General features: G+C 67.2%; 29 protein-coding genes, 2 tRNA genes and 1 pseudogene. 15 read left to right on the forward strand and 17 right to left on the reverse strand.

Annotated elements, in window-relative coordinates:
* Position 1: 1 nt before the first annotated feature.
* Positions 2–1177 (reverse strand): S9 family peptidase, encoded by a 1176-nt coding sequence (locus tag EGT29_RS12600; protein ID WP_124689326.1) that lies wholly within the window; start codon positions 1175–1177, stop codon positions 2–4.
* A 50-nt stretch (positions 1178–1227) separates the two neighbouring features.
* Positions 1228–2202 (reverse strand): tripartite tricarboxylate transporter substrate binding protein, encoded by a 975-nt coding sequence (locus EGT29_RS12605; RefSeq protein ID WP_161567809.1) that lies wholly within the window; start codon positions 2200–2202, stop codon positions 1228–1230.
* 123 nt (positions 2203–2325) lie between these two features.
* Between EGT29_RS12605 and EGT29_RS12610 the strand changes: the two genes are divergently transcribed.
* Entirely contained in the window at positions 2326–3243 is a 918-nt protein-coding gene (locus EGT29_RS12610) for a LysR family transcriptional regulator (RefSeq protein WP_124689328.1), read from the forward strand.
* A gap of 20 nt (positions 3244–3263) precedes the next feature.
* On the opposite strand, the gene rnhA is transcribed toward EGT29_RS12610, so the two are convergent.
* The 4 genes and pseudogenes from rnhA to EGT29_RS12625 form a co-directional block, all read right to left on the reverse strand.
* Positions 3264–3731, reverse strand: a complete 468-nt coding sequence (gene rnhA / locus EGT29_RS12615) for a ribonuclease HI (RefSeq protein ID WP_238160448.1) — start codon at positions 3729–3731, stop codon at positions 3264–3266.
* 93 nt (positions 3732–3824) lie between these two features.
* A pseudogene (locus EGT29_RS28865) lies at positions 3825–3944 on the reverse strand (DUF5710 domain-containing protein); the annotation flags it as partial.
* 187 nt (positions 3945–4131) lie between these two features.
* Positions 4132–5439 carry an MATE family efflux transporter gene (locus tag EGT29_RS12620; protein WP_124692328.1) on the reverse strand — a complete coding sequence of 436 codons (1308 nt, stop codon included), beginning with the start codon at positions 5437–5439 and terminating at the stop codon, positions 4132–4134.
* A 182-nt stretch (positions 5440–5621) separates the two neighbouring features.
* Positions 5622–5697: transfer RNA gene (locus EGT29_RS12625), tRNA-Asn, on the reverse strand.
* Between the two features lie 73 nt (positions 5698–5770).
* Here EGT29_RS12625 and EGT29_RS12630 point away from each other — a divergent pair.
* Entirely contained in the window at positions 5771–6370 is a 600-nt protein-coding gene (locus tag EGT29_RS12630; RefSeq protein ID WP_124689330.1) for a YigZ family protein, read from the forward strand.
* A gap of 6 nt (positions 6371–6376) precedes the next feature.
* Here the strand turns inward: EGT29_RS12630 and EGT29_RS12635 are convergent, their stop codons facing one another.
* The 8 genes from EGT29_RS12635 to EGT29_RS12670 all read right to left on the reverse strand — a co-directional run bounded on the left by EGT29_RS12635 (position 6377) and on the right by EGT29_RS12670 (position 11595).
* The gene (locus EGT29_RS12635; protein WP_124689331.1) at positions 6377–7195 is read right to left on the reverse strand and encodes an alpha/beta hydrolase; all 819 of its coding nucleotides are present in this window, start codon (positions 7193–7195) and stop codon (positions 6377–6379) included.
* A 137-nt stretch (positions 7196–7332) separates the two neighbouring features.
* A complete protein-coding gene (locus EGT29_RS12640) occupies positions 7333–7815 on the reverse strand; it encodes a copper chaperone PCu(A)C (RefSeq protein WP_124689332.1) in 483 nt (160 codons plus the stop codon).
* A 67-nt stretch (positions 7816–7882) separates the two neighbouring features.
* Positions 7883–8242: a DUF2946 domain-containing protein gene (locus EGT29_RS12645; protein ID WP_124689333.1), complete on the reverse strand. Its 360-nt coding sequence runs from the start codon at positions 8240–8242 to the stop codon at positions 7883–7885.
* A gap of 41 nt (positions 8243–8283) precedes the next feature.
* Positions 8284–9255: a tripartite tricarboxylate transporter substrate binding protein gene (locus tag EGT29_RS12650; protein WP_161567810.1), complete on the reverse strand. Its 972-nt coding sequence runs from the start codon at positions 9253–9255 to the stop codon at positions 8284–8286.
* 215 nt (positions 9256–9470) lie between these two features.
* Positions 9471–9785 carry a type II toxin-antitoxin system RelE/ParE family toxin gene (locus tag EGT29_RS28930; RefSeq protein ID WP_124692329.1) on the reverse strand — a complete coding sequence of 105 codons (315 nt, stop codon included), beginning with the start codon at positions 9783–9785 and terminating at the stop codon, positions 9471–9473.
* A complete protein-coding gene (locus tag EGT29_RS12660) occupies positions 9764–10048 on the reverse strand; it encodes a type II toxin-antitoxin system ParD family antitoxin (protein ID WP_124689335.1) in 285 nt (94 codons plus the stop codon). The genes EGT29_RS28930 and EGT29_RS12660 overlap by 22 nt, the downstream gene beginning before the upstream one ends.
* Positions 10049–10207: 159 nt before the next feature.
* Positions 10208–10283 (reverse strand) — tRNA-Asn (locus tag EGT29_RS12665).
* 109 nt (positions 10284–10392) lie between these two features.
* Positions 10393–11595, reverse strand: a complete 1203-nt coding sequence (locus EGT29_RS12670) for an amino acid aminotransferase (RefSeq protein WP_124689336.1) — start codon at positions 11593–11595, stop codon at positions 10393–10395.
* Between the two features lie 150 nt (positions 11596–11745).
* On the opposite strand from EGT29_RS12670, the gene uvrB reads away from it, so the two are divergent.
* The 11 genes from uvrB to EGT29_RS12725 all read left to right on the forward strand — a co-directional run bounded on the left by uvrB (position 11746) and on the right by EGT29_RS12725 (position 22020).
* Positions 11746–13905 carry an excinuclease ABC subunit UvrB gene (gene uvrB, locus EGT29_RS12675; protein WP_124689337.1) on the forward strand — a complete coding sequence of 720 codons (2160 nt, stop codon included), beginning with the start codon at positions 11746–11748 and terminating at the stop codon, positions 13903–13905.
* A gap of 249 nt (positions 13906–14154) precedes the next feature.
* Positions 14155–14646 (forward strand): low molecular weight protein-tyrosine-phosphatase, encoded by a 492-nt coding sequence (locus EGT29_RS12680; protein ID WP_087779776.1) that lies wholly within the window; start codon positions 14155–14157, stop codon positions 14644–14646.
* Between the two features lie 240 nt (positions 14647–14886).
* Positions 14887–15390: an Rrf2 family transcriptional regulator gene (locus EGT29_RS12685; protein ID WP_087841073.1), complete on the forward strand. Its 504-nt coding sequence runs from the start codon at positions 14887–14889 to the stop codon at positions 15388–15390.
* 32 nt (positions 15391–15422) lie between these two features.
* Positions 15423–16634 (forward strand): IscS subfamily cysteine desulfurase, encoded by a 1212-nt coding sequence (locus tag EGT29_RS12690; RefSeq protein ID WP_124689338.1) that lies wholly within the window; start codon positions 15423–15425, stop codon positions 16632–16634.
* A 15-nt stretch (positions 16635–16649) separates the two neighbouring features.
* A complete protein-coding gene (gene iscU, locus EGT29_RS12695) occupies positions 16650–17036 on the forward strand; it encodes a Fe-S cluster assembly scaffold IscU (RefSeq protein WP_124689339.1) in 387 nt (128 codons plus the stop codon).
* A gap of 9 nt (positions 17037–17045) precedes the next feature.
* Positions 17046–17369: an iron-sulfur cluster assembly protein IscA gene (gene iscA, locus EGT29_RS12700; RefSeq protein WP_124689340.1), complete on the forward strand. Its 324-nt coding sequence runs from the start codon at positions 17046–17048 to the stop codon at positions 17367–17369.
* Positions 17369–17902: a Fe-S protein assembly co-chaperone HscB gene (hscB, locus tag EGT29_RS12705; protein ID WP_124689341.1), complete on the forward strand. Its 534-nt coding sequence runs from the start codon at positions 17369–17371 to the stop codon at positions 17900–17902. The genes iscA and hscB overlap by 1 nt, the downstream gene beginning before the upstream one ends.
* A gap of 15 nt (positions 17903–17917) precedes the next feature.
* Positions 17918–19780 carry a Fe-S protein assembly chaperone HscA gene (hscA, locus tag EGT29_RS12710; protein ID WP_124689342.1) on the forward strand — a complete coding sequence of 621 codons (1863 nt, stop codon included), beginning with the start codon at positions 17918–17920 and terminating at the stop codon, positions 19778–19780.
* Between the two features lie 45 nt (positions 19781–19825).
* Positions 19826–20167, forward strand: coding sequence for an ISC system 2Fe-2S type ferredoxin (fdx, locus tag EGT29_RS12715; protein ID WP_124689343.1), 342 nt, complete (start codon positions 19826–19828; stop codon positions 20165–20167).
* Positions 20168–20198: 31 nt separating this feature from the next.
* Positions 20199–20390: a Fe-S cluster assembly protein IscX gene (gene iscX / locus EGT29_RS12720; RefSeq protein ID WP_124689344.1), complete on the forward strand. Its 192-nt coding sequence runs from the start codon at positions 20199–20201 to the stop codon at positions 20388–20390.
* Between the two features lie 76 nt (positions 20391–20466).
* Positions 20467–22020 (forward strand): TonB-dependent siderophore receptor, encoded by a 1554-nt coding sequence (locus tag EGT29_RS12725; RefSeq protein ID WP_124689345.1) that lies wholly within the window; start codon positions 20467–20469, stop codon positions 22018–22020.
* On the opposite strand, the gene EGT29_RS12730 is transcribed toward EGT29_RS12725, so the two are convergent.
* Entirely contained in the window at positions 21999–22466 is a 468-nt protein-coding gene (locus EGT29_RS12730; RefSeq protein ID WP_124689346.1) for a MarR family winged helix-turn-helix transcriptional regulator, read from the reverse strand. The genes EGT29_RS12725 and EGT29_RS12730 overlap by 22 nt on opposite strands.
* Positions 22466–23329 (reverse strand): amidohydrolase family protein, encoded by an 864-nt coding sequence (locus EGT29_RS12735; protein ID WP_124689347.1) that lies wholly within the window; start codon positions 23327–23329, stop codon positions 22466–22468. The genes EGT29_RS12730 and EGT29_RS12735 overlap by 1 nt, the downstream gene beginning before the upstream one ends.
* A 152-nt stretch (positions 23330–23481) precedes the next feature.
* Between EGT29_RS12735 and EGT29_RS12740 the strand changes: the two genes are divergently transcribed.
* On the forward strand, positions 23482–23685 hold the full coding sequence (locus tag EGT29_RS12740; RefSeq protein ID WP_087841084.1) for a hypothetical protein: 204 nt from the start codon (positions 23482–23484) through the stop codon (positions 23683–23685).
* 12 nt (positions 23686–23697) lie between these two features.
* Here EGT29_RS12740 and EGT29_RS12745 read toward each other — a convergent pair whose 3' ends face one another.
* Entirely contained in the window at positions 23698–24603 is a 906-nt protein-coding gene (locus EGT29_RS12745; RefSeq protein ID WP_124689348.1) for a LysR family transcriptional regulator, read from the reverse strand.
* Positions 24604–24723: 120 nt separating this feature from the next.
* On the opposite strand from EGT29_RS12745, the gene EGT29_RS12750 reads away from it, so the two are divergent.
* Complete coding sequence (locus tag EGT29_RS12750; RefSeq protein WP_124689349.1) at positions 24724–25884, forward strand: mandelate racemase/muconate lactonizing enzyme family protein; 1161 nt, start codon at positions 24724–24726, stop codon at positions 25882–25884.
* Positions 25885–25902: the final 18 nt, after the last annotated feature.

Here is a 25902-nt window from a genome sequence, read left to right on the forward strand (position 1 = left end):
GTCATGCATGCGGGCGCTGCTTCAGCTCCCGCATGGTTGCGCTTATCCAGTCCGCGATGGTGTCCACGCCCAGCGCCAGGTTGTCGACGCTGCAATGCTCGGCGCCGCCGTCGCGCAGCGTGTGGACGAACAGTTCGGCCTTGGGACTGTTGATGCATTCGGCAACCAGGCGTTCGGCCTGGGCCAGCTTGATCTGCCGGTCGTTCTCGCCGTGCGTGACCAGGATGGGGCAGCGTATGCGGTCCAGCACGCCCTCCAGCGTCATGCGGTCCGCCGTGGCCAGCAGGCCTTCCACGCTGGTCTGTCCGAACACCCACATCGCGTGTTCCCAGTAATGCGGAACGGGTAGCCGCGGGTCCTGGCTCTGGTGGCGGTAGCGCTGGGTCGCGCCCCAGTCGTAGTTGGCGCCCCAGGCCACGCAGCAGCGCAGGCGCGGCTCGAAGGCGGCGGCGCGCGGCGCGTGATAGCCGCCCAGCGACAAGGCCATGATGCCTATGCGCGAGGCGTCGACGTCGTCGCGCGTTTCCAGGTAATCGACGCAGGCCGAGGCGGGTTCCTCGGCCTCGGGGAAATTGGTCAGGCCCTGCAGGCGCAGGGCCTCGCCCACGCCGGGGTTGTCCACCAGCAGCACCGACACGCCGCGTTCGCGCAAGGCGTCGCCGATGCCCATCAGGTACAGGATCTCCTTGGTCACGTCCAGGCCGTCGAAATGCACCATGCAGGGTGCGCCGCCCGGCGGCGTCTCGCGCGCGGGGACGTACAGGGCCGGCAGGGTGGTGCCCTGGTAGGGCACGTCCACCCATTCGACGGGCTGGCCGGTCAGTTCGGCATAGCGGCGGAAGCTCTCCAGCATGTCGCGGAAGGCCGCGTCGCGGCCGGGGAAGCGCGGCGCCTGCATGCGTTCGGCCTGCACGTAGTAGATGGCGGCGCGCTTGAACTTGCGGCCCGCGCTGTAGGCGCGGTCGTGCTGGAGGTCCTGCTGCGCCAGCGCCTTCACGCGGTCGGCCAGTCCGGTCCAGGCGGCGAACAGGATCTCGGCCGCGTGCGGGTCGCCGCGGCGCGACGCTTCCTTGACGGGGCCGGAGGCGTCGTCGATCTCGCCGATCTCGGCGCCCATGCCGAGCGCCAGGTTGACGGCCATATTCCAGGTGTAGTTGTCGCCGAAGTATTCAAACATGGTCGATGTCCATTCGTGATTGCGTGAGGGGGTGCGGGGGAGGCCGGCGGCTAGTCGGCCTTGATGTTCTTCTGGGCGATCAGCCTGGCCCACATCGCCTGTTCGGCGACCAGGTCCTTGGAGAATTGCTCGGGCGGCTGGAGCACGGGGTCGTAGCCGTCCTTGCGCAGGCGGGCCTGCATATCGGGCATGCGCATGACCCGGGCGATCTCTGTCGCCAGTCTGTCGCGGATATCGGCGGGCAAGCCCTTGGGCGCGAAGACGCCTTGCCAGACGTAGGCCTCCACCGGCACGCCTTCCTCGCGCAGGGTGGGGATGTCGGGGATGGCGGGCGAGCGCTGCGCGGCGGCCAGCGCCAGCCCCCGCATCTTGCCCGCGCGGACCATGGGCTGCGAGTTGCCGACGGAGTCGCACAGGAAGTCCACTTCTCCGGACATGACCGACGTCTGGGCCGGCCCCGCGCCCGAATAGGGCACGTGCAAGGCTTTGATGCCCGCCGCATCCAGCATCTGTTCGCAGGCCAGGTGGCTGCCGCCGCCGGTGCCCGCGCTGGCGTAGCTCAACGCGCCTTGCCTGGCCTTGGCCAGGGCGATGAATTCCTTGAAGGTCCTGGCCGGCAGCTTGGTCGAGGCCACCACATAGGCGGGAAAGCGCAGCGCCTCGGTGATGGGGGTGAAATCGGCGACCGGATCGAAGGCGTGCTGCTTGTGCAGCAACGGACCGATGACGTGGGCGCTGTTGGTGGTGTAGAGCAGCGTGTAGCCGTCGGCCGGCGCATCCTTGACCAGCCTGCTGCCGATCAGGCCGGTGGCGCCGGCGCGGTTGTCCACGATCACGGGCTGGCCCAGCGCCTCGCCCAGCAGCTTGCCGGCCAGGCGGGCATAGGTGTCCGTGGAGCCGCCCACGGGGAAGGGCACGATCATCCGGATCGGCCGGGCGGGATAGGTCTGCGCGCTTGCCGTGGCCGCGATCAGCAACGACGCGGCGGCAAGCAAAAGAGGCGGCGCGGTGAGGTAGCGTTTCATGGTGTCTCCGTCCTGTTCTAGGTACCAGGCCATTCTGGACGGAGTCGCGGCCCACGAGAAATGCCGTTTTTCGGGGCGAGCTATAAAATAATTCGATAGCGCAAAACGAGGGAGAGGCAGGCGATGGATCTGGTTCAACTCCGGTATTTCGTGCGCGTCGCGCAATTGAAAAGCTTCACCAAGGCCTCGGTGGCGCTGCACATCGCGCAGCCCGCGCTGACCCGGCAGGTGCTGCTGCTGGAGGACGAACTGGGCGTGCAGCTCTTGTTCCGCCACAGCCGCGGCGTGGAGCCGACCGAGGCCGGCATGCGGCTGCTGTCAGGCGCCGAGGCGATCTTTCGCCTGGTGCGGGAAGTCCGCGCCAACGTCATCGCATCCAGCACGACGGTCGCCGGCACCTTGCGGATCGGTTTTCCGCCTTCGCTGGGCGGGTTCGTGATCGGCACCGTCGCGGCCGCGTTCCAGAAGATGTACCCGCAGGCCACGTTCGACCTGTGCGAGGGCCTGAGCAACGAATTGCGCGACCGGCTGCTGGCCGACAGGCTCGACCTGGCGGTGCTGGCCGGGGGCTCGAATCCGCTGCTGGTCAGCACGCATCTGTGCGACGAGGAATTCTGGGTGATGATGCCACGCCGCCGCAAAGGCCGGCATGCGCTCAGGACCTACACGCTGAAGGAGTTGGCCGGATTGCCGCTGGTCCAGCCCGGGCGCACGCAACTGGCGCGCCAGCACATCGAGACCGAGGCCGCGCGCCTGGGAGTGGCGCTGAACGTGACGGTGGAAACCGACGCCTTCCAGGTGATCAAGGATCTCGTGCGCCGCGGGGTAGGGGCCCACATCTCGCCGTACTCGGGCATAGGCGCCGACATCAAGCGCGGGGATTTCGACGGCGGTCCGGTGAAGGGGCTGTTTCTCTCGCGCTATCTCGTGCGGCGCATCGACCGGCCCATCAGTCTGGGCATCACCAAGTTCCAGGAGATCCTGGTCGATACGCTAAGGGCCCTGGGGGCTTCGGACCAGGCGATCCGGCTGCCCGCCTGAAGCGGGCAGACATCCGGTGCTTATCCGGCGGCGCCGTGTTCGGCCACGATGCGCACCACCACTTCGCTGCGGCCGGTGCGCTTGGCGTGGTCCAGTCCTTCGTTGGCCAGCGCGTCGGCGCGTTCGTTGCCGCGGTGCCCGCTGTGTCCGCGTACCCACCGGAAAGTGGCGCGATGCCGGTCCGCCTCGGCGATCAGCGTCTTCCACAGCTCGACGTTCTTGACGTCCTTCCAGTTCTTGCGCACCCAGCCGTGGCGCCATTGCGTCATGCCGTTCACGACGTACTGCGAGTCGGTGTAGACCACGACCTCGCAGGCTTGCGGTAGCCAGCGCAACGCCTCGATGGCGGCGGTCAGTTCCATGCGGTTGTTGGTGGTGTCGGGCGAGCCGCCGAAGACTTCCACCGTGGCCTCGGTGGTGCGGATCCACGCGCCCCAGCCACCGGGCCCGCCGGGGTTGCCGCGGCAGGCGCCGTCGCAATAGACGATGGCGCCGCCGGCGGGCGGGGTCTCGTCGCCCGTGGGCTGTTGCACGGCATCCGGCTGCGGCGACGAGGGCGCGTCGGCATCCAGCCAGCGCTGGAAGGGCGCGGCATCGGCGCCGTCCTTGACGTACCACTTCTTCTGCGCCGGCGACCATCTGGCCCCGAGCGCCTTGGCTTCGTCTTTCTCGGCAAAGGGCACTTTCAGCCAGACAACCATGGAGTCACCAATTCGATGCAAGGGGCGAGACCTTAATCGGCGCGGCGAGCCGTTGTCAAGGCGGCGCACCCGGAAAGGACCTTGCCTATTTCGTGGGCGGGGAACCTCGAAGCCTGCTGTGATGCGGGTCGGTTCGCCCTGTTTCGCGGCTGTCCCCAGCCTTGTCCACAGGATGCGGGGATAACTGTTACACGTTATCCAGACGTGCGGCCGGCTCGGCCTGGACCTCGCGATAGACCGTGCGCGGCGCGGCCAAATGCAGCGTCACGCCGCGCAGCGCGTTGAAGGCGAGGAAGGACAGCCACAGTCCATGATTGCCCAGCAGCGGCAGCAGGCCGAGCGACAGTGCCAGGAAGGCCAGGCCGCAGACCAGCATGGCGCGCATCAGTACGCGGGTCTGGGTGGCGCCGATGAAGATGCCGTCGTACAGATAGGCCGCGACCGATGCGATGGGGGCCAGCGCCAGCCAGGGCAGGAAGCGCCCCGCGGTCTCGCGCAGCGCCGCCTGGTCGGTCAGCAGGCTCACGATCCATGGGCCTACGGCCAGGTAGACCAGGGCATAGGCCAGCGCGCCGCCGAAGGCCCAGCCCATGCACAGCCGCACGGCGCGCCGCAGGCCGGGACGGTCGCCGGCGCCCACGGCGGATCCGACCAGTGCCTCGGCCGCATGGGCGAAGCCGTCCAGGCCGAAGGCCATGAAGGTCAGGAAGTTCAGCAGCAGCGCATTGGCGGCCAGGACCATGTCGCCCTGGGTGGCGCCCAGGTGGGCGAACCATCCCATGCTGGCCAGCAGACAGGCCGTGCGCACGAAGATGTGGAAGTTGATGCCGACCAGGCGCCGCATCGCGGCGGCGTCGCGCAACACCGCCAGGCGCAGTTGCGGCCACGCGGCGCGATGCGAGCGCCACAGCAGGATGCCGCCCGCCAGCGTGCCCGCGCCATCGGCCACGGCGGTCGCGGCGCCTATGCCCGCCACGCCCAGGCCGAAGCCATGCACGAACAGCAGCACGGCGCCCAGGTTGACCACGTTGATGAGAATCTGCAGGGCCAGCGCCAGCCGGACGCGCTGGCATCCCAGCAGCCAGCCCAGCACGACATAGTTGATCAGGGCCAGCGGGGCTGCCCAGATCCGGCCCGAGCAGTAGGCCATGGCCTGGCGCGTGGCCTCGGCGCTGCCGCCCAGCAGGCTCAGCACCAGCGTGATCAGGGGCCGCTGCAACACCAGCAGCGCAAGTCCGATGGCCAGCGCGAGCGACACCGCCCGCACCACGCTGGCCGCCAGCGCCTGTTCGTCACCCTTGCCCCAGGCCTGGGCGACGAGTCCCGTCGTGCCCATGCGCAGGAAGCCGAAACCCCAGAACAGGAAGCTGAAGAGCAGGCCCCCCAGCGCCACGCCGGCCAGGTATTCGGGTCCGGGCAGGTGGCCCGCCACGGCGGTGTCCACCGCCGACATCAGGGGCTGGGTCAGGTTGGCGAGCACGATGGGCAGGGCCATCGCAAGCACGCGCCGGTGGGTGAGGGGGGAAGCGTTGGCTGGCACCTTTTGTCTCTGCTTATGGGTCCCTCTTATGGGTCCCTCTTATGAGGCCTTTTTGATCCCCGCATTATCCTTGTCGAGCGACCGGACCGCACAAATGAAAACGGACGCCCGGGGGCGTCCGTTTTCATTTTCAATCTTGGCTCCCCGAACTGGGTTCGAACCAGTGACCTGCGGATTAACAGTCCGTCGCTCTACCGACTGAGCTATCGGGGAAAGGAGCCCGCAAATATAGCAGAAAAATGACGTTCGTCAAAGAAAGACGCAGGGCGCGCGGTAAACTCGCCGCATGAGTTCCCTCTTCACCCTCGAGGCGCCTTGCAGCTACCGCGAGGAGGTCCGCAAGAGCCGGTTCGTCGCCCATGCGGCACCCGTGGCCAGCGCCGACGAGGCGCTGGCTTTCTTCGCCCGGTATGCCGACCCCACGGCCACCCACAACTGCTGGGCCTACCGCATCGGCGCCACCTACCGTTTCAACGACGACGGCGAGCCCGGCGGGACGGCCGGCCGTCCCATCCTGCAGGCCATAGACGGACAGTCGTGCGACCGCGTGGCGGTGCTGGTGGTGCGCTGGTTCGGCGGCACGCTGCTGGGCGCGGGCGGCCTCGTGCGGGCCTATGGCGGCTGCGCGGCCAATTGCCTGCGGCTGGGGCGGCGGGTGCCGCTGCTGGACCTGGCCGAGGCCGAGGTCGCCTGCACCTTCGCCGAGCTGCCGTTGTTCAAGGCGCGGATAAAGGAGCAGGGAGCCGAGGTGCTGGAGGAACGCTTCGACGAACAGGGGGCGACGCTGGCATTGAGCGTGCCGCGCCCCCGGCTGGAGGCGCTGCGCGCGATGCTGTCGGACCTGAGCCGGGGCCGCGCCGTCCTGGCCGTGCGGGACGAGCCCTAGGCGGGGCTAGAGTCCCGCCAGGCGGCACGCGCGCTGGGTCAGGATGCCTTCGGGCGAGGCCAGGTCGTTCAGGATGGTGAAGTGGTTGCGGTCGGACAGCCGCAGCAGTTCGCCGGGCAGGCCGGCCCGCGCGGCGGCGAAGGTTTCCGACTGGCGCTGCAGTTCGGGCAGTTCGGCGGCGCCGCAGGCCAGGATGAGTTCGCGCTGGCTGGGAGGACGATGCAGGGGGCTGAGCCGCTGCACGTCGGGCGGGCACAGCCGCAGCTTGTCGTTCAGGTAGCTCAGGCGGATGGGTTCGAGATCGTAGATGCCGCTGATGGCCAGCCCGCCGCACACGCCGGGTTCGTCCAGCACCATGGCGGCCAGGTGGGCGCCGGCGGACCAGCCGCTGACGATCATCCGTTCGGGATCAGTGCCCCATTGTGGGGCCTGCCGCGCCAGCCATCCCAGCGCGGCGCGGATTTCGCCGACGATGCCGTCCAGGGATTGTTCCGGTGCCAGGGTATAGCCCACCAGCGCGACGTGCAGTCCGTGGGCCAGCGGGCCGGCCGTCAGGAAACTGAAGTTTTCCTTGGCGCGGGTCTGCCAGTAGCCGCCATGGATGAAGACCATGAGCGGGCCGGGCCGGGCCGCGGGGAAATAGTCGATGCGGTTGCGGGGCGCCGGACCGTAGCGCAGGTCCAGGTATTGGGGATGGGCGGCCCGCAGCTTGGCGCTGCGTTCATCGAATTCCGCCATCAGCACCGCGCTGTTGAGCACGGCGGCGGAGTTGTTGTAGGAAGCGTCCAGCGCTTCCCGGGTCATTCCGTTGTACAGCGCAGTCATGCGGCAGTTCCGGTCCGGGCGGGGGGCAGGGCGATCATGGGCACGGCTTGCAACCAATAGTGTCCGAAATAGAAGAATTCATCCTTTCTCGTCCGATTGCAAGACCCGTGCCGGCCTTCCCGGCACGGATCGCCGCATCAATGGTGGTGGCCGCCGGCTCCATGGCCCGTGGCGCCGGCTCCGGCGCCCTCGACCTTGAAGTCCACCTTGACCTCGCCCGCTTTCTCGAACACCAGGGTGGCGGGGAAGCTCGTGCCTTCCTTGAGCGGCGCCTTCAGGCGCATGAACATGATGTGGTAGCCGCCGGGCTTGAGCTCGACGGTCTGGCCCGCGGGCAGGGCGATGCCGTCGAGCTGGCGCATGCGCATGATGTCGCCGTCCATCTGCATGGTGTGCAGCTCGGCGGTGGCCGAGACGTCGGCGCGGACGGCGATCAGCTTGTCGTCGGCGCCGGTGTTGGTCAGTTTCATGAAGCCGCCGCCGGCGGGCTGGCCCGTGACGGTGGCCCGGCTCCAGGGATGGCCGATCTGGATGGCGCCGGCCGTGTAGCCGTGGGCGAGGGCCTGGCCGGTGGCCAGCAGGGAAAACAGCAGTGACAGGGTAAGCGTGCGGATCCGCATGATGGTCTCGTCTTGAAGATAGGGCCGGCAAGGCCTGCCGGCGTGGCGCGTCGAGGTGGGCATGGGCTCAGGCCGGCGGCGCGCGGGACGAGAAATGCAGGTGGGGCGGAACGGGCGGGGACGACATGGCCCGGATGGGCCGATAGGCGAGGCCGAGATCGCGCGCGGGCGCGATCTGCGCCTGGATGGCGGGCGGGGGCAGGGCGACATGGGCGCCGGCCGCGCACAGCGGGCATTGCATCGCGGCCAGCGCGTGCGGATCGCCGTCGCGCGGGTCCTGGGGGGCCGGGACGCTGCCCTGCGCGGTGCACAGCACGCCCAGCCACGGCGACGGACCCGCCGACGCGTGCGCCACGGGCAGGGCTGCGTGCCAGAGCACGCACAGCAGTGCCAGCCAGACGAAGCGTGGGGAAGCGTGAACGGCCATGGGCGGGATGATACCCCAGTCCCGCCCATGGCCTGCCCGGGCTATTCGGGCTTGATGCCGGCCTTGCGCGCCACGTCGCCGAACAGCTTGACCTCGCGTTCGATGCGGGCCTTCATCTGGGGCGGGGTCTCGCGCATCGGTTCGAAGCCGGCGGCGCGCAGCTTGCCGGCGTATTCGGTGTTGGCGACGACCTTGCCGACCGCCTCGGCCAGCCGCGCGCGGACGGCCGGTTCGACCCCCATGGGCAGCATGATGCCGAACCAGATGCTCATGACCACCTCGGGGTAGCGCTCGGCCGCGGCCGGCACTTCGGGCAGCGCGGGCAGGCGCCGGGGCTCCATGACGGTCAGCGGCAGCAGCCGGTTGCTGCGTATGTATTCGACCGACGGCGCATAGGTGGCCGAGGCCAGGTTGATCTGTCCGCCGACGGCGTCGGCCACCACCGCGGCCGCACCCTTGTAGGGCACGTGCACCAGATCGATGCCCGCGGCGGACTTCAACAGCTCCACGGCGAAGTGCTGCGGCGTGCCGTTGCCCGAGCTGCCATAGGTCAGCTTGCCCGGATTGGCCTTGGCGTATTTGACGAGTTCGTCCAGGGTCTTGACCGGGGCCTGGGGATGGGCGAGCAGCAGCAGGGGCGTGCCGCCGATCAGGCCGAGGGGATCCAGGTCGCGCGCGATGTCGAACGGCAGGTCCTTCTGCATGGACGGCGCGATCGTGCGCGCGCTGTCGGCGAACAGGATGGTGTAGCCGTCGGCCGGGCCCTTGGCCACCATGTTCGAGCCGATCACGCCGCCCGCGCCGGGGCGGTTCTCGACCACGACCTGCTGGCCGAGTTCGGCCGACAGGTAAGGGGCGATGAGCCGCGCGACGATGTCGGTGCCGCCGCCGGGGCCGAAGGGCACGACGAAGCGGATGGGGCGGGAAGGGAACGTGTCGGCCCGGGCGGGCGCGACCGCCGCCGCGCAGGCCAGGCCGGCCAGCGCGGCCGACAGCAAGGCGCGTCTCTGCATGGTGTCTTCTCCGGTGGTGCGGGCGCGATGGATGCTCGCTGCCTCGTCATGGGAACGGCCGGAGCCCGGCATGCTGCGGAACGCAGGCGCCGGACCGGCCGTGCTGCGGCAAATTACCGGACGGTCTGGCGTTGATCAAGATTGAATGTTGAATGAAGTTTCAGGCGGGAACCGCCCGCGCCAGGGCGGTTCCCGGCGTGGTGGCAGCCGTGGCTTTAGATATCGAACCCACCTTGGTCGGCGATGGCTCCAAGGTCGCGCATGCCGTGCAAAACGCGCACGATCACGACTGCGGTTTCGCTTGCCTGATAGTAGATGGCGTAGGCCCCGTGGAAGACCACACGCAGGTCCCGCCCGAGTTGTCGCCGTTCCGGATGTCCCAGAGGGTATGCCAGCAATCGCTCGCACGTTCCGTACAGCTTGTTCAGGAACCGGGTAGCGGTCGCCTCCGAAGCTCCCTCGGCAATGTACGACCAGATTTCCGCCAGATCCTGTTCGGCGCTGTCGGTTACTTGGAGCGTGCGGCTAATAGCTGCTTCCCCCGGGCGATGATGCGGTCTGCGTCAAAGGTCTTGACTCGGCCTGCGGCTACGTCGGCCAAGCCCTGGTCGATATCCGTCTTGAGAGCGGATAGTTCGTTGAGCATCAGTTGGCGGCGTGTCTTCCATTCGCGCAAGGCCTCGCGTACGACCTCGCTGGTCGAGGCGTATTCACCGTCGTCCACGGCCTGCTTGATGGAGGCGGCCATTTCCGATGGCATGGTGACTGTCAGGCGTTCCAGCGTAGTGGGCATGAGTCGCTCCCGATAACATCTTCATAAATCATACTTTTTCATACTGAAGCGCTCAAGTCCTCCGCCGCGAGAGGCTGGTCGGACACGAGAAGGCCAAATGGCAAGGGAAAAGCAAAAAGCCCTTACGGCGAAACCGTAAGGGCTTTTTGCTTGAATCTGTGGCTCCCCGAACTGGGTTCGAACCAGTGACCTGCGGATTAACAGTCCGTCGCTCTACCGACTGAGCTATCGGGGAATCGAGCCCGAAACTATAGCATGCCCCAACGCTAGAGCGCAACCAGGGCACCGGGGATCCGGCTCCGCCGGTCCGCCAGTGCCGTCCCCCCGAAGGGCGTAGGGGGGCTCTACTTCAGCACGGCGGCGATGCCGTCGGCCACGGCATCGATGTTGCGGCTGTTGAGCGCGGCCACGCAGATGCGGCCGGTCGAGACGGCGTAGATGCCGTGCTCGTCACGCAGGCGGTCCACCTGCGCCGCGGTCAGGCCCGAGTACGAGAACATGCCGCGCTGCTGCATGACGAAGCCGAAGTCGCGGGCCACGCCGCGTTCCTTGAGCTTGGCGACCAGGGCGGCGCGCATGGCGCGGATGCGCTCGCGCATTTCGCCCAGCTCGGCTTCCCATTCGGCGCGCAGCTCGGGCGAGGTCAGCACCTGGGCCACCACCGTGCCGCCGTGGGTGGGCGGGTTGGAATAGTTGGTGCGGATCACGCGCTTGAGCTGGCTCAGCACGCGGCCGCTTTCTTCCTTGTCGGCGGCGACCAGGGACAGGGCGCCCACGCGCTCGCCGTACAGCGAGAAGGACTTCGAGAAGGACGAGCTGATCAGGAAGGTCAGTTCGGCGTCGGCGAACTGGCGCACGGCCGTGGCATCGGCGTCGATGCCGTCGCCGAAGCCCTGGTAGGCGATGTCCAGGAAGGGGATGAGCTGGCGCGCCTTGACGACCTCGACCACCTTGGTCCACTGGTCGGCGGTCAGGTCCACGCCGGTGGGGTTGTGGCAGCAGGCATGCAGTACGACCACCGTGCCGGCGGGGTAGCTTTCCAGCGCCGCGATCATGCCGGCGAAGTTCACGCCATGCGTGGCCGCGTCGTAATAGGGGTAGTTCACGACCTCGAAGCCGGCGTATTCGAACAGCGCGCGGTGGTTTTCCCAGCTCGGGTCGCTGATGGCGACCTTGGCCTGGGGAACCAGCCGCTTCAGGAAGTCGGCGCCGATCTTCAGCGCGCCGGTGCCGCCCAGGCTCTGGGCCGTCAGGACCCGGCCCGCGGCGATCAGCGGGGAATCGGCGCCCAGCAGCAGTTCCTGCACCGCGCGGTTATAGCCCGGCAGGCCTTCGATGGGCAGGTAGCCGCGCGCCGCGGCGGCGTCGATACGCGCCTGCTCGGCCTTGCGCACCGCTTTCAGGAGGGGAATCCGGCCTTCGTCGTTGTAGTACACGCCCACGCCGAGATTGACCTTGTTGCTGCGGGTATCGGCGTTGAATTGTTCGGTAAGGCCCAGGATGGGGTCGCGAGGGGCCAGTTCTACGGCGGCGAAGAGCGAAGTCATGAAAAGCGTCCGTTAAGCGCGCGGGGTTGAAGGAAGAAATGGTGCGGAGGATAATGGCAGGTTGCTTTCTGTAATGCGAATCGCATCGGGGTCCCGGAACTCTGGGACCCTTTCGCTGCCGAAGTTTTCCTGATGAAACAAGAGTCTAGCATGCAGACTACGCCTTCCGAAGGGTTGCACGAAGGGTTGCACGACGCCGCCGGCCTGGTGGCGGCCGCGGCCGACGCGCAAGGGTTCGAGCCCCGTTTCGTCACCTACGACGGCAGTCCGTTCCAGCTCTACCAGCCTTATCCGCCCGCCGGCGACCAGCCGACCGCCATCGGGCAGTTGTGCGAAGGCATCGAAGACGGCCTGATGTACCAGACCCTGCTGGGCGTGACCGGCTCGGGCAAGACCTACACCATGGCCAACGTGATCGCCCGCATGGGCCGGCCGGCCATCGTGCTGGCGCCCAACAAGACCCTGGCCGCCCAGCTTTATGCCGAGATGCGGGAGTTCTTCCCGCGCAACGCGATCGAGTACTTCGTCTCGTACTACGACTATTACCAGCCCGAAGCCTACGTGCCGACGCGCGATCTCTTCATCGAGAAGGACTCGTCCATCAACGAGCACATCGAGCAGATGCGCCTGTCGGCCACCAAGAGCCTGCTGGAACGCCGCGACACCATCATCGTGGCCAGCGTCTCGTGTATCTACGGTATCGGCAACCCCGACGACTACCACGACATGGTGATGATGCTGCGCACCGGCGACCGCGTCGGGCAGCGCGACATCATCGCCCGCCTGGTGGCCATGCAATACACGCGCAACGACACGGAGTTCATGCGCGGCACGTTCCGGGTCCGGGGGGAACTGATCGATGTCTTCCCGGCCGAGCATGCCGAACTGGCCCTGCGCATCACGCTGTTCGACGACGAGGTCGAGACGCTGGAACTGTTCGATCCGCTGACCGGCAAGGTGCGGCAGAAGGTGCTGCGGTTCGCGGTCTACCCGGGTTCGCACTACGTGACGCCGCGCGCCACCGTGCTGCGCGCGATCGACACCATCAAGCAGGAGCTGCGCGAGCGCTCCCGCCACTTCGTCGACAACGGCCAGCTGGTCGAGGCCCAGCGCCTGGAGCAGCGCACCCGCTTCGACCTCGAAATGCTGCAGGAACTGGGGTTTTGCAAGGGCATCGAGAACTACTCGCGCCACCTGTCCGGCGCCAAGCCGGGCGATCCGCCGCCGACGCTGGTGGACTACCTGCCGCACGACGCCCTGATGATCATCGACGAAAGCCACGTCACGGTGGGGCAGATCGGCGCCATGTACAAGGGCGACCGCTCGCGCAAGGAAACCCTGGTGAACTATGGGTTTCGCCTGCCGTCCGCGATGGACAACCGGCCGCTGAAGTTCGAGGAATTCGAGTCCAAGATGCGCCAGACCATCTTCGTCTCGGCCACCCCGGCGGACTATGAAAAGACGCATGCCGATGCCGTGGTCGAGCAGGTGGTGCGGCCGACCGGCCTGGTCGATCCGGTGGTCGAGATCCGGCCCGCGCTGAACCAGGTGGACGACGTGCTGGGCGAGATCCACGAGCGGGTGGCGCGCAACGACCGCGTGCTGATCACCACGCTGACCAAGCGCATGGCCGAGGACCTGACGGACTTCCTGACCGACCATGGGGTGAAGGTGCGCTACCTGCACTCGGACATCGATACGGTCGAGCGCGTGGAAATCCTGCGCGACCTGCGCCTGGGCACGTTCGACGTGCTGGTCGGCATCAACCTGCTGCGCGAGGGGCTGGACATTCCCGAGGTGTCGCTGGTGGCCATCCTGGACGCGGACAAGGAAGGCTTCCTGCGGTCCGAGCGCAGCCTGATCCAGACCATAGGGCGGGCGGCGCGCAATCTGAACGGCAAGGCCATCCTGTATGCCGACCGAATGACCGACTCGATGCGGCGCGCGCTGGACGAAACCACCCGCCGCCGCGAGAAACAGTTGCTCTTCAACGAGGAACGGGGCATCGTCCCGCAAGGGGTCAAGAAGGAAGTACGCGACCTGATCGATGGCGTCTATGCGCCTTCGGACGGGATGGACGGCGGCGACTCGCTCGAGGCAGCCCGTTTCGAGGCCATGGGCGAGAAGCAGATCGCCAGGGAGATCAAGAAACTGGAGAAGGCCATGCTGGAGTACGCCCGCAACCTGGAGTTCGAAAAGGCGGCGCAGGCCCGCGACCAGTTGCTGGCGCTCAAGCAGAAAGTGTTCGGGGCGGGCGGGCAGCAGGCCGACGAGGATGCGCTGAACGCGACCGGGCCGACGCGAGGATGAACGGAGCCGCCGCCGCGGCGGCAAACTTGTGCATCGCGAGATAGTTGCGCACCGAAATGGTGCCTGAAGGCTGGCGGAAGGGGATGCACCCGTGGAACCGCTCTTGTGCGCAACGCATCCCGATAGTGATCATTCTCTAAAGCTTTAAAGGTAACGTACTGATTCTAAAGAGGTTTTTAAAGCACCATATTTTCATGTGCTTATAAAAAAAGCTTGAACTATCCGGGGTTTTCCCGCACACTTCTGGACATGATGACCAAGGTACTGTTTGTGTGCATGGGCAACATCTGTCGCTCGCCGAGCGCAGAGGGCGTGTTTCGCCGCTTGGTGAAGGACGCCGGTCTTTCCGACGTTGTCCGTATAGAATCGGCCGGGACGCACGCCTTCCATATAGGCGAGCCGCCCGATGCCCGTATGCAGGCTGCCGCCCGCAAGCGTGGCTATGACATCAGCGAAATCCGCGCGCGCCAGATCCGCGTCGACGATTTCCGCGAATTCGACATGATCCTCGCGATGGACTGGGACAACCTGTCCTTGCTGCAACAGCAGGCTCCCAAGCAGTACCAGCACAAGCTGATGCTGCTGATGCGCTTCGCCAACGAATACGAGGAAGCCACCGTTCCCGATCCGTACTACGGGGGGCCGGAAGGGTTCGCCAAGGTGCTCGACTATATCGAGGACGCCTGCCAGGGCCTGCTGGAAGTCGTGCGCAAGCGCGCCACCCAGTACCAGGCGGCCTGATTCCGGCTGTCGTTTCATTCTGTTCCCCTTACAGGCCCGGATCGCGTCCGGGCCTTGTTTTGCCGGCGGCGGCCCCGTCGCCCGGTCCGGGTGGAGGTTCCCGCCCGAAAATTTCTGCGCCGCAGCATTCCTCCCCTCCGTAATTTCCCGAACTAATCCCTAGAAAAACATTCGGGAATTGGCTATACTTGAGCAAATCGTTAAGGATTTGCTCCCGCCGGTTCACCTCAGGGGTTTCGAATGCGACTCACCACGAAAGGACGCTTCGCCGTCACTGCCATGATCGATCTGGCGCTGCGCCAGCACAGCGGGCCGGTCACCCTGTCCGCCATCAGCCAGCGCCAGAACATTTCGCTGTCCTATCTGGAGCAGCTGTTCGGCAAGCTGCGCCGGCACGAACTGGTCGACAGCATGCGTGGTCCGGGCGGCGGCTATTCGCTGGCCAAGCTGGCCCGGCACGTCACCGTGGCCGACATCATCTTCGCGGTCGACGAACCGCTGGACGCCACCGATTGCGGCGGCAAGCAGGACTGCTCGCGCGGCAACGACGGCAAGGCCGGCAAGTGCATGACGCACGAACTGTGGTCCACGCTCAATCGCAAGATGGTCGAGTACCTCGATTCCGTGTCCCTGCAGGACCTGGTCGACCAGCAACGCATGCGCGAGTTGCAGGAAGCCAACGCCGCCAAGTCGGTGCTGATGGACCGCCGCTCGGGCGCTCCCGAATCCACCGCGACGGCCTGAGCGCCGGCGCAGCAACACGAGGGTTGGATGTCATGATCAAAACGCCGGTTTATCTCGATTACTCGGCGACCACGCCGGTGGATCCGCGCGTGGTCGACGCCATGGTGCCCTGGTTGTACGAGCAGTTCGGCAACCCGGCTTCGCGCAGCCACGCCTACGGCTGGGATGCCGAGCGGGCCGTCGAAATCGCCCGCCAGCAGGTGGCCGACCTGGTGAACGCCGATCCGCGCGAAATCGTGTGGACCTCGGGCGCCACCGAATCCGACAACCTGGCGATCAAGGGCGCCGCGCATTTCTATGCCGAGCGCGGCAAGCACATCATCACGGTCAAGACCGAGCACAAGGCGGTGCTGGACACCTGCCGCGAGCTGGAGCGGGAAGGCTTCGAGGTCACCTACCTGGACGTGCAGGAAAACGGCCTGCTCGACCTGGAGGCCTTCAGGGCGGCGATCCGCCCCGACACCATCCTGGCCTCGGTGATGTACGTCAACAACGAGATCGGTGTCATCCAGGACATCGAGAAGCTGGGCGAGATCTGCCGCGAGAAGCGGGTGATCTTCCACGTCGACGCGGCCCAGGCCACCGGCAAGGTCGTCATCGACCTGGCCACGCTGAAGGTCGACCTGATGTCCTTCTGCGCGCACAAGATGTGCGGCCCCAAGGGCATCGGCGCCCTGTACGTGCGGCGCAAGCCGCGGGTGCGCATCGAGGCGCAGATGCACGGCGGCGGCCACGAGCGCGGCATGCGCTCGGGCACGCTGGCCACGCACCAGATCGTCGGCATGGGCGAAGCTTTCCGCCTGGCCAAGGAAGAGATGGCGACCGAGAACGAGCGCGTGCGCATGCTGCGCGACCGCCTGTGGGCGGGCCTGTCGACGATGGACGAGGTCTACCTGAACGGCGACATGGAGCAGCGCATCCCGCACAACCTGAACGTCAGCTTCAACTATGTCGAGGGCGAGTCCCTGATCATGGCGGTCAAGGAGCTGGCGGTGTCCAGCGGCTCGGCCTGCACCTCGGCCAGCCTGGAGCCTTCGTACGTGCTGCGCGCCCTGGGCCGCAGCGACGAGCTGGCGCACAGCTCCATCCGCTTCACCCTCGGCCGTTTCACGACGGAAGAGGAAATCGACTTCACCGTCCAGCTGATCCGCGGCAAGGTCGACAAGCTGCGCGAAATGTCCCCGCTGTGGGAAATGGTCAAGGACGGCATCGACATCAACACGGTGCAGTGGGCTGCACACTGAACCAGGAGAAAAAACATGGCCTATAGCGAAAAAGTCATCGATCACTACGAGAACCCCCGCAACGTCGGCTCTTTCGAGAAGGGTGACGACTCCGTGGGAACGGGCATGGTGGGCGCACCGGCCTGTGGCGACGTGATGAAGCTGCAGATCAAGGTCAACGAGCAGGGCGTCATCGAGGACGCGCGCTTCAAGACCTACGGTTGCGGTTCGGCCATCGCCTCCAGTTCGCTGGTGACCGAGTGGGTCAAGGGCAAGACCCTGGACCAGGCGCTCGATATCCGCAACACGCATATCGCCCAGGAACTGGCGCTGCCCCCGGTCAAGATCCACTGCTCGATCCTGGCCGAGGATGCCATCAAGGCGGCCGTGAACGACTATCGTGCCAAGCACGGAAACAGCTAAGAGGAAGCCATGTCGGTAACGTTGACCGAACGCGCCGCGCGCCACGTCAGCCGCTACCTCCAGAAACGGGGGAAGGGCATAGGCCTGAGGCTGGGCGTGCGCACCACCGGGTGCTCGGGCCTGGCCTACAAGCTCGAGTACGTGGACGAGGCCCAGGCCGAGGACCAGGTGTTCGAGAGCCAGGGCGTGAAGGTGTACATCGATCCCAAGAGCCTGCCGTACCTGGCGGGCACCGAGCTCGACTACGCGCGCGAGGGGCTCAACGAGGGCTTCAAGTTCAACAATCCGAACGAAAAGGCATCCTGCGGCTGCGGTGAGTCTTTCACCGTCTGATGCAGCACGATCCCGATCACTTCGAGCTGCTGGGCCTCGCGCCCGGCTTTGCCGTCGACCGCGATGCGCTGGACCGGGCCTGGCGCGAGGTCCAGGCGCGGGTCCATCCGGACCGCCATGCGGCGGGCTCGGCCCAGGAAAAGCGCGTGGCCATGCAGTGGGCCTCGCGCGCGAACGAGGCCTACCGGGTGCTGCGCGCGCCGCTGTCCCGGGCGCGCTACCTGTGCGAGCGGGCGGGTGTCGATCTTCAGGTCGAGACCAACACGGCGATGACCCCGGCCTTCCTGATGCAGCAGATGGAGTGGCGGGAGGCGCTGGACGATGCCCGGTCGGGCCGCGATGCGGCCGCGCTGGAGGCGCTGGCGGGCGAACTGGCCGCCGCGCGCAGGCGCATGACGGCCGAGGTGGGCCAATTGCTGGACGAGAAGCACGACTATGCCACTGCCGCCGCCCGCGTGCGGGAGTGGATGTTCATTGAAAAATTCTCCGAAGAGATCGACCTGGCCGTCGATGCTCTGGCGGAACAAGACTGAGAACAACAGGAACGCATGGCGCTTTTGCAGATAGCCGAACCCGGCATGTCCGAAGCCCCCCACCAGCGCCGTCTGGCGGTGGGCATCGATCTGGGCACGACCAACTCGCTGGTGGCGTCGGTGCGCAGCGGCGCGGCCGAGGTCCTGCGCGACGACGAGGGCCATGCGCTGCTGCCCTCGGCGGTGCGCTACCTGCCGGGCGGCGACGTCCAGATCGGGCGCAAGGCACTGGCGGTCCAGGCGCAGGATCCCCACAACACCCTGGTGTCGGTCAAGCGTTTCATGGGCCGCGGGCTTGCCGACGCCCAGCGGCTGCACGTTCCGTACGAGTTCGTCGATGCCCCGGGCATGGTGCGCATCCGCACCGTGCAGGGCGACAAGAGCCCGGTCGAGGTCTCGGCGCAGATCCTGGCCAAGCTGCGCCAACTGGCCGAGGACGCCCTGGGCGACGACCTGGTGGGCGCGGTCATTACCGTGCCGGCGTATTTCGACGACGCCCAGCGGCAGGCGACCAAGGACGCGGCCCGGCTGGCCGGGCTGAACGTGCTGCGGCTACTGAATGAACCGACGGCGGCGGCGATCGCCTACGGCCTGGACAACGCGGCCGAAGGCATCTATGCGGTCTACGACCTGGGCGGCGGCACGTTCGACATCTCCATCCTGCGCCTGTCCAAGGGCGTATTCGAAGTCATCGCCACGGGCGGCGACACCGCGCTGGGCGGCGACGATTTCGACGCGGCCATCGTGGCGTGGGCCGTGAACGACCGCAAGCTCTCGGACCTGCGTCCGCAAGACCAGCGTGCCATGCTGGTGGCGGCGCGCCAGGCGCGCGAGGCCCTGACCGACGCGCAGCAGGCCGAACTGGCCGCCACGCTGTCGAACGGCCGTACGCTGTCGCTCGCGCTGACGCGTGAACATTTCGAGACCCTGGCGCGCCCGCTGGTGGCCCGCACGCTGTCGAGCGCCCGCCGCGCGCTGCGCGACGCCAGCCTGGCGGCGGACGAGGTCAAGGGCGTTGTCATGGTGGGCGGCGCGACGCGCATGCCCATCGTCCGGCGCATGGTGGCCGAGCTGTTCGGCACCGAACCCCTGATCAACCTCGATCCGGACCAGGTCGTGGCGCTGGGCGCTGCCATGCAGGCCAACCTGCTGGCGGGCAACCGCACGGCCGACGACGAATGGCTGCTGCTGGACGTGATCCCGCTGTCGCTGGGCCTGGAGACCATGGGCGGGCTGGTCGAGCGCGTGATCGCGCGCAACAGCACCATCCCGGTGGCGCGCGCCCAGGAATTCACGACTTTCAAGGACGGCCAGACGGCCATGGCCATCCACGTGGTCCAGGGCGAGCGCGAGCTGGTGTCCGATTGCCGCTCGCTCGCCCGTTTCGAGCTGCGGGGCATCCCGCCCATGGTGGCCGGCGCCGCCCGCATCCGCGTGACCTTCCAGGTCGACGCCGACGGGCTGCTGAGCGTGACGGCGCGCGAGCAAAGCTCGGGCGTGGAGGCCTCGATCTCGGTCAAGCCCTCGTACGGGCTGTCGGACGACGAAGTGGCGGCCATGCTGGCGGACGGCATGAACTGCGCCGACGTGGACATGAAGCTGCGTGCCCTGCGCGAGCAGCAGGTCGAGGCCCGGCGCCTGGTCGAGTCGGTCGAGGCGGCACTGCTGGCCGATGCCGACCTGCTGGATCAGGACGAGCTGGCCGGGATCCGGGCCCAGTTGGACCGTACCGCGAATGCGGCGGCCAGCGACGACAGCGAGACGGTGCGGACCCAGGTCGAGGCGCTGGCGCAGGCCACCGAGGACTTCGCCGCGCGCCGGATGGACCGCAGCATACGCCAGGCGCTGTCGGGGCGCCGCGTCGACGAAATCGTGTAAGGAAGCGTCCGGCGCTTCCGTTCGCATCACTATCAGGTTGCCATCATGCCCAAACTCACCGTGCTTCCGCACGCCGAACTCTGCCCGGAAGGCGCGGTCATCGAGGATGCGCCCTCGGGCACGTCCATCTGCCGCGTGCTGCTCGACAATCACATCGAGATCGAGCATGCCTGCGAGCTGTCGTGTGCCTGCACCACCTGCCATGTCGTCGTGCGCGAGGGTTTTTCCTCGCTCGAATCGGCCACCGACAGCGAGGAAGATCTGCTGGACAAGGCCTGGGGCCTGACTTCCACGTCGCGCCTGTCCTGCCAGGCGGTGATCGAGGATACCGACCTGACGATCGAGATTCCCAAGTACACCATCAACCACGCCGCCGAGAATCACTGACCGGACACCGGCGCGGGCGAGGAGAACTCCGATGAAGTGGACCGACATCTACGAAATCGCCGCGGCGCTGGCCGATGCCCATCCCGGCGTGGACCCGGAGCAGGTGCGTTTCACCGACCTGCACAATTGGGTGCTGGAACTTCCGGGCTTCGACGACGATCCGAAACGTTCCGGGGAGAAAATCCTCGAAGCCATACAGATGGCGTGGATAGCCGAGGCTTAGGCCCGGCCTGCGATGCCGGCCGGCGCCGCGGGAGCCGGAGCGGGGCCGGACCACGGCGATACGGACGAGCATGCGAGTGACGTTTCTGCATTTCCTGACGCGGGCCGTGCCCATCCTGGGGCCGGCGGCAGCGCTGCTGGCGCTGGGCGGGTGCGCGCCCGCCGTTTCCCTGCAAGAACCCGCTACCGCCTCGGTGGTACCCGCGGGCCCGGCCGTGCCGCCGGAGCCGGCCGCGCCCGAGCCCGAACTGCCCTATACGCCGGTGCCCATCGTCTATGCCGTGACCGACCAGGGCACCGTCCGGGTGCCGACCGCGCCGGCCTGGAATCCCGGCGCCGACATGTCGGTGGACACGCGTACCGGCACCCAGGCCTACGATCAGGCGAACCGGCAGCAGTCCAGCTACGAGTTCGAGCAGAAGCTGGACGAGACCTGGGTGGTCAAGCAGAACGTCCGCTATGGCCGCCCGGAGAACCAGCCTTCCGCGGACTGGATCAATGGTTCGCCGGCACCCCAGGACGCGCTGGGGGCGGGGCTGGGCACTTTCAACGTCGGCTCGCAGGCGCAGGCCCGCTTCACGACGCTGGGGTTCCAGCACAGCTTCAAGTTCGGCTTCGACTACGTCAAGTCGCGCGACATTTACGAAAGCCGGATCGCACCGTCGCCGTCGCTGGACATCTTCGACGCGGCCTATGGCACCGCGATCGGACAGCCGCGCATTGCCGCGCGCTCGTTCGCGGAAGAGAGCAAGCTGGGATTCTTCGTGCAGGATCAGGTGCAGTACCGGCGCTGGGTCTTGTCCATGGTCGGGCGGCGCGACCAGAACACCCACCGTACCATCGACCTGAACGCGGCCGGAAACGACGGCACCGGCCTGCGCGAGGACGACGTCTACAGCGGCCGCCTGGGTCTGCGCTACCAGTTCGACATCGGCCTGGCGCCGTACGTGAACTATTCGCAAAGCTACGCGCCCCAGGCCGGCACCGCGGCGTCGGCCACCAGCCAGCAGTACGAGACCGGCGTGCGCTACCAACCGCCGGCTCTGGGCCAGTTGATGACGATCACGGCGTTCAACCAGATCCAGAACAATGCCCAGACCTCCGAGGCGCAGGAAGGCTGCGCCGTGGCCGGGTGCAGCGCCTGGGCCGAACTGCGCATACGCGGCGCCACGGTCGAGAGCAGGATGCAGCCGCTGCAGGGCCTGAACCTCGTCGCCAGCTACGCGGTCACCAGCTCGAGCGTGATCGGCGCGAGCGAGGACGCCTATGCGGCCATGCTCAGCAATCGCTATGCGGACGTGTCCGAGCAGCGCGTCTCCGTGGGGGCGCGGTACGCCGTCACGCGGGGCAGCTTCGCCGGCCTGAGCCTGGACGGCAGGGTGGGGCGCGCGGGCGCGGTCTACAGCAACGTGGCCCAGCCGGGGCTGGCCGTTGCCTACACGCTGGTGGACGCGGGCATCAACTACGACTTCGCCCACCTGAACCCCGACCTGAAGGGCCTGAAGCTGCGCGCCAGCGCCAACAACGTGCTCGATACCAGCTACGCGTCGTACTGCTACACCGACTCTTGCACCGCCGGCGGGCGCCGCTCGGTATCGGCCATCCTGAACTACCAGGTTCCCTGGCCCTGAGGCGCGTCCTGCGCCCCGTTCACTTTCTTCAATAGCCGCAGCAGTTCCCGCCGCTCGGCGGATGACAGCATGGCCGTGGCCTCCTGGTCCAGGTCCAGCGCGGTCGCGGCGGCCTTGCGGTAGAGCCGGGTGCCGGCCGGCGTCAGCAGCAGGATCTGCATGCGCTGGTCCGAGGGCTGGCGCTCGCGGCGAATCAGGCCGCGTTCGAGCAGCCGCGCCAGCACCGCCGCCATGTTGGGCGGCGAGACGTTGATGGCGTCGGCCAGGCGCTTCTGGCTGATGCCCGGGTTGGCGTCCAGCAGCGACAGCACGGCGAATTCGGCCTGGCGCAGATCGTGGTCCGCCATGCGGCGGGCAAACAGCGGACGGATGCCGGACGAGGCCAGCCGCGCGCTGTGACCGACCAGGCCGAGCAGGAAGGTCTGGTCCAGGGCGTCCTGCGCCATCACGCGAAGCCCAGCAGCCTGGCCGCGTTGTCCTTCAGGATCAGCGGATGGACCTCGGGGCGAAAGCCCGCGGCCTCGAAATCCTGCATCCAGCGTTCGGGGGTGATCAGCGGGAAATCGGAGCCGAACAGCATCTTGTGCTTGAGCTGGGTATTGGCGTAGTGCACCAGTTCCTTGGGGAAGTACTTGGGCGACCAGCCCGACAGGTCGATGTAGACGTTGGGCTTGTGCAGGCAGACCGACAGCGCCTCGTCCTGCCAGGGCCACGAGGGATGGGCGATGATGATCTTCATGTCGGGAAAATCCGCCGCCACGTCGTCCAGGTGGATGGGGTTGGAGTACTTCAGCCTGAGCCCGCCGCCGCCCGGCATGCCGGTGCCTATGCCCGAGTGCCCGCTGTGGAAGATGGCGGGCAGGCCGGCTTCGGCGATCACCTCGTACAGGGGGTAGGCCAGCTCGTCGTTCGGATAGAAGCCCTGGACCGTGGGGTGGAACTTGAAGCCCGCGACCTGGTAGTCCTCGATCAGGCGGCGCGCCTCGCGCACGCCCATCTTGCCCTTGTGCGGGTCGATGCTGGCGAAGGCCAGCATCATGTCGCGGTTCTCCAGCGCCGCTTCGGCGATTTCTTCGTTGGGGATGCGCCGCCGGCCCATGTTGGCCTCGGCGTCCACGGTGAACATGACCAGGCCGATGCGCTTTTCGCGATAGCGCGCGATGGTCTCGGGTATGGTCGGCCGGTGCGTGAACTTGAAGTATTTCTCGGCGGCCTCGTCGAACTCCTTGCCGAAGGCATCGGGCGCGCAGCGGCAGGACACTTCGGCGTGGACGTGGATGTCGATGGCGATGAGGTCGTCGATGTTCATGATTGGTTATGAAACATAATAGATATTTTTCATAACTATACGGAGACGGGCCGCCGGCGTCAGGAGGGGAAACCCTGGGGCGAGACCTCGGCGGGGACTTGGGCTATCCTTCCCGGAATGCCATGTGGCGTGATTTTCGATGGAACCGGCCTATGGCTACCGACAAAGACAACGATCCCGACCTGCAAGCCCTGATCCAGTGGTGTACCGAAGTCGAGGGCTTCCTGGTGGCCGCGGGCGCCAGCCGCGAAGAGGCCCAGGACTATATCGAGCAGGAAGCCGAGTGGTTCACCGACCAGTTCTACGACGGGCTGACGCCCGAGGAAGCCGCCAAGGCCAGCCTGAACGACCAGTAGAGCCCGCAGGGGTCATGGCCGTCCGCGCCGTGGCCGCGCCGGCCGGATCAGGGCGATCAACTGGTCCGTGACGGGTTGCAGCGCCTGCCTGGGCCAGACCACGTGGATGGGACGCTCGGGCAGGGCGTGCACGACCTTCAATATCCTCAGGCTGCCGTTGCCGGCATGGCGCTGCGCGACCTGCCGGGGCATGACGGCCAGCATGGGCGTGCCGGGCAGCACGCTGGCGATGGCGTCGTAGGTCCGTGCCGCCACCCGGCAAGCGGGCGGGGGCACGTCATGGCGTTGCCAATAGCGGTCGAACTCCAGCCGCGAGGGCGTATCCGGCGCCGGCGCGGCGAACGGATGCCGCGCCAGCGCCGCGGGCGCCAGCGGGCCGTCCGGGATGCCCGGGCCGGGCACGCCGCACACGAACACATTGCGGTCCAGGTAGAGCTGGCGCGAGAGCAGGCTCGCCGGCATTTCCCCGAACAGCGACAGGATGGCCAGATCCAGTTCTCCCCGCGCCAGGGCCGCGAGCAAGGTCAGGCTGTCGTCTTCCCGCAGATCGATCTCGACCTCGTCGGCCAGCGCGCCGGCGGGGCGATGCAGCAGGCTGGGCACGACCAGGTCCAGCGCGCGCGGAATGCAGCCCACGCGCAGGTGCCAGCGGCCGTCGTGCGCTATGTCCTGCAGGCGACGAACGTCGGCGGCGACGCGGCGCGCCACCTGCTCGGCCAGGGCGCCCGCCGCGGTGGCGCGGCTGCCCTGGGACGAGCGCTCGAACAGCCGCACGCCCATGCGTTCCTCGGCCTCGCGCAGCAGCCGCGACAGGGCCGGCTGCGAGGTCTCCAGGGCGATGGCCGCCTGGTGCAGGGATCCGGTCTCGGCGGTGGCCAGCACGGCGCGCAGGTGGCGCAGTTCCAGGGATTTGCTCATGATGGGATGGCGTTGAAGGGGATGCGAATCTGATATCGGTATATCTCATATCCATATCATTTTCAAACAAGTCAGGCTTGCGTACGCTGGCGACATTCCAACCCATGCAAGGGGCAAGTCGTGAAAGTGCGAAACGCCGAGTGCCTGGCCGTTCATCCCGGCTGGCGCAAGAACCTGATCTTCATCCGGCTGGAGCTGGAGGACGGCACCGTGGGCTGGGGCGAAAGCTACAGCCAGTACGACCGCGACGAGGCGGTAGCGGCGCAGGCCCGCGAACTGCTGCGCTACCTGGTGGGGCGCGACGTCTTCAACATCCGGTATTTCTGCCAGGTGGCGTTCGACGACTACGCGCAGCGCCGCTCTTCGCTGGAGTTCTGGAGTGCGCTGTCGGGTATCGAGATGGCGATGTGGGATGCCGTGGGCAAGCTGCTCGGCCAGCCCGTGCACCGGCTGCTGGGCGGAAAATGCCGCGAGCGTGTGCGTGTCTATGCGAACGGCTGGGGCTACAAGCTCAAGACGCCCGATGACTATGCCCGGGCGGCCGAGCAGGTGGTGGCCGCCGGTTTTGACGCACTGAAATTCGACCCGCTGCCGCGGCCCTGGCGCACCTACATTCCGCGCGACCACATCCAGCATGCCGTGGCGGTGGTGCGCGCGGTACGGGATGCGGTCGGCCCGGGCGTCGAGCTGCTGCTCGACCTGCACCGCCGGCTGGCGCCGGTGCATGCCATCGAGCTGGCCAGGCAGCTGGAGCCGCTGAATCCGTACTGGATAGAAGAACCCTGCCAGAAGGAGAACATGGAGGCCATCCAGGAGGTGCGCCAGGCCACGACCATCCCGGTGGTGACGGGCGAGGCGCTGTACGGCCGTGCGGATTTCCGCGGCGTGTTCCGCAGCCGGGCCGCCGACATCATCAATCCGGACGTATCCAACTGCGGCGGCATCCTGGAGCTGCTGTTCATCGCGGCGCAGGCCGAGACCGAGATGATCGCGGTGTCCCCGCACAACTACAACTCGACGCTGCTGTCGCTGTCGGCCACCGTGCACGCGGCGGCCTGCATGCCCAATTTCACGATCACCGAGTACTTCGTGCCTTTCGAGGAATTCTCGCAACGCATCTCGCGCCAGGCGCTCGTGCCCGTGGATGGCCACATCCAGGTGCCCGAACTGCCCGGGCTGGGGCTGGACATCGACGAGGCGGCGCTGCGGTCCATGCCTTCCCAGCGGTATCCGACGCGCAGCCTGCGGCACAGCGAGGACGATCGACAAGCCACGTTCTGACGGCGCGGTCCACGACGA

The sequence above is a fragment of the Pigmentiphaga sp. H8 genome, assembly GCF_003854895.1.
GTDB lineage: Bacteria > Pseudomonadota > Gammaproteobacteria > Burkholderiales > Burkholderiaceae_B > Pigmentiphaga.

Excerpts from the sequence above, each read along its gene's own strand:
- EGT29_RS12730 (WP_124689346.1), bottom strand. The coding sequence starts at position 22,466 with ATGGCGCAGGACGCCCTGGACCAGACCTTCCTGCTCGGCCTGGTCGGT.
- EGT29_RS12600 (WP_124689326.1), bottom strand. The coding sequence starts at position 1,177 with ATGTTTGAATACTTCGGCGACAACTACACCTGGAATATGGCCGTCAAC.
- EGT29_RS12650 (WP_161567810.1), bottom strand. The coding sequence starts at position 9,255 with ATGCAGAGACGCGCCTTGCTGTCGGCCGCGCTGGCCGGCCTGGCCTGC.
- iscU (WP_124689339.1), top strand. The coding sequence starts at position 16,650 with ATGGCCTATAGCGAAAAAGTCATCGATCACTACGAGAACCCCCGCAAC.
- EGT29_RS12735 (WP_124689347.1), bottom strand. The coding sequence starts at position 23,329 with ATGAACATCGACGACCTCATCGCCATCGACATCCACGTCCACGCCGAA.
- EGT29_RS12680 (WP_087779776.1), top strand. The coding sequence starts at position 14,155 with ATGATGACCAAGGTACTGTTTGTGTGCATGGGCAACATCTGTCGCTCG.
- EGT29_RS12685 (WP_087841073.1), top strand. The coding sequence starts at position 14,887 with ATGCGACTCACCACGAAAGGACGCTTCGCCGTCACTGCCATGATCGAT.
- EGT29_RS12670 (WP_124689336.1), bottom strand. The coding sequence starts at position 11,595 with ATGACTTCGCTCTTCGCCGCCGTAGAACTGGCCCCTCGCGACCCCATC.
- iscA (WP_124689340.1), top strand. The coding sequence starts at position 17,046 with ATGTCGGTAACGTTGACCGAACGCGCCGCGCGCCACGTCAGCCGCTAC.
- EGT29_RS12745 (WP_124689348.1), bottom strand. The coding sequence starts at position 24,603 with ATGAGCAAATCCCTGGAACTGCGCCACCTGCGCGCCGTGCTGGCCACC.
- EGT29_RS12605 (WP_161567809.1), bottom strand. The coding sequence starts at position 2,202 with ATGAAACGCTACCTCACCGCGCCGCCTCTTTTGCTTGCCGCCGCGTCG.
- hscB (WP_124689341.1), top strand. The coding sequence starts at position 17,369 with ATGCAGCACGATCCCGATCACTTCGAGCTGCTGGGCCTCGCGCCCGGC.
- fdx (WP_124689343.1), top strand. The coding sequence starts at position 19,826 with ATGCCCAAACTCACCGTGCTTCCGCACGCCGAACTCTGCCCGGAAGGC.
- hscA (WP_124689342.1), top strand. The coding sequence starts at position 17,918 with ATGGCGCTTTTGCAGATAGCCGAACCCGGCATGTCCGAAGCCCCCCAC.
- EGT29_RS12690 (WP_124689338.1), top strand. The coding sequence starts at position 15,423 with ATGATCAAAACGCCGGTTTATCTCGATTACTCGGCGACCACGCCGGTG.
- EGT29_RS12610 (WP_124689328.1), top strand. The coding sequence starts at position 2,326 with ATGGATCTGGTTCAACTCCGGTATTTCGTGCGCGTCGCGCAATTGAAA.
- EGT29_RS12620 (WP_124692328.1), bottom strand. The coding sequence starts at position 5,439 with ATGGCCCTGCCCATCGTGCTCGCCAACCTGACCCAGCCCCTGATGTCG.
- EGT29_RS12740 (WP_087841084.1), top strand. The coding sequence starts at position 23,482 with ATGGCTACCGACAAAGACAACGATCCCGACCTGCAAGCCCTGATCCAG.
- EGT29_RS12660 (WP_124689335.1), bottom strand. The coding sequence starts at position 10,048 with ATGCCCACTACGCTGGAACGCCTGACAGTCACCATGCCATCGGAAATG.
- EGT29_RS12645 (WP_124689333.1), bottom strand. The coding sequence starts at position 8,242 with ATGGCCGTTCACGCTTCCCCACGCTTCGTCTGGCTGGCACTGCTGTGC.
- EGT29_RS12640 (WP_124689332.1), bottom strand. The coding sequence starts at position 7,815 with ATGCGGATCCGCACGCTTACCCTGTCACTGCTGTTTTCCCTGCTGGCC.
- EGT29_RS12635 (WP_124689331.1), bottom strand. The coding sequence starts at position 7,195 with ATGACTGCGCTGTACAACGGAATGACCCGGGAAGCGCTGGACGCTTCC.
- uvrB (WP_124689337.1), top strand. The coding sequence starts at position 11,746 with ATGCAGACTACGCCTTCCGAAGGGTTGCACGAAGGGTTGCACGACGCC.
- EGT29_RS12630 (WP_124689330.1), top strand. The coding sequence starts at position 5,771 with ATGAGTTCCCTCTTCACCCTCGAGGCGCCTTGCAGCTACCGCGAGGAG.
- iscX (WP_124689344.1), top strand. The coding sequence starts at position 20,199 with ATGAAGTGGACCGACATCTACGAAATCGCCGCGGCGCTGGCCGATGCC.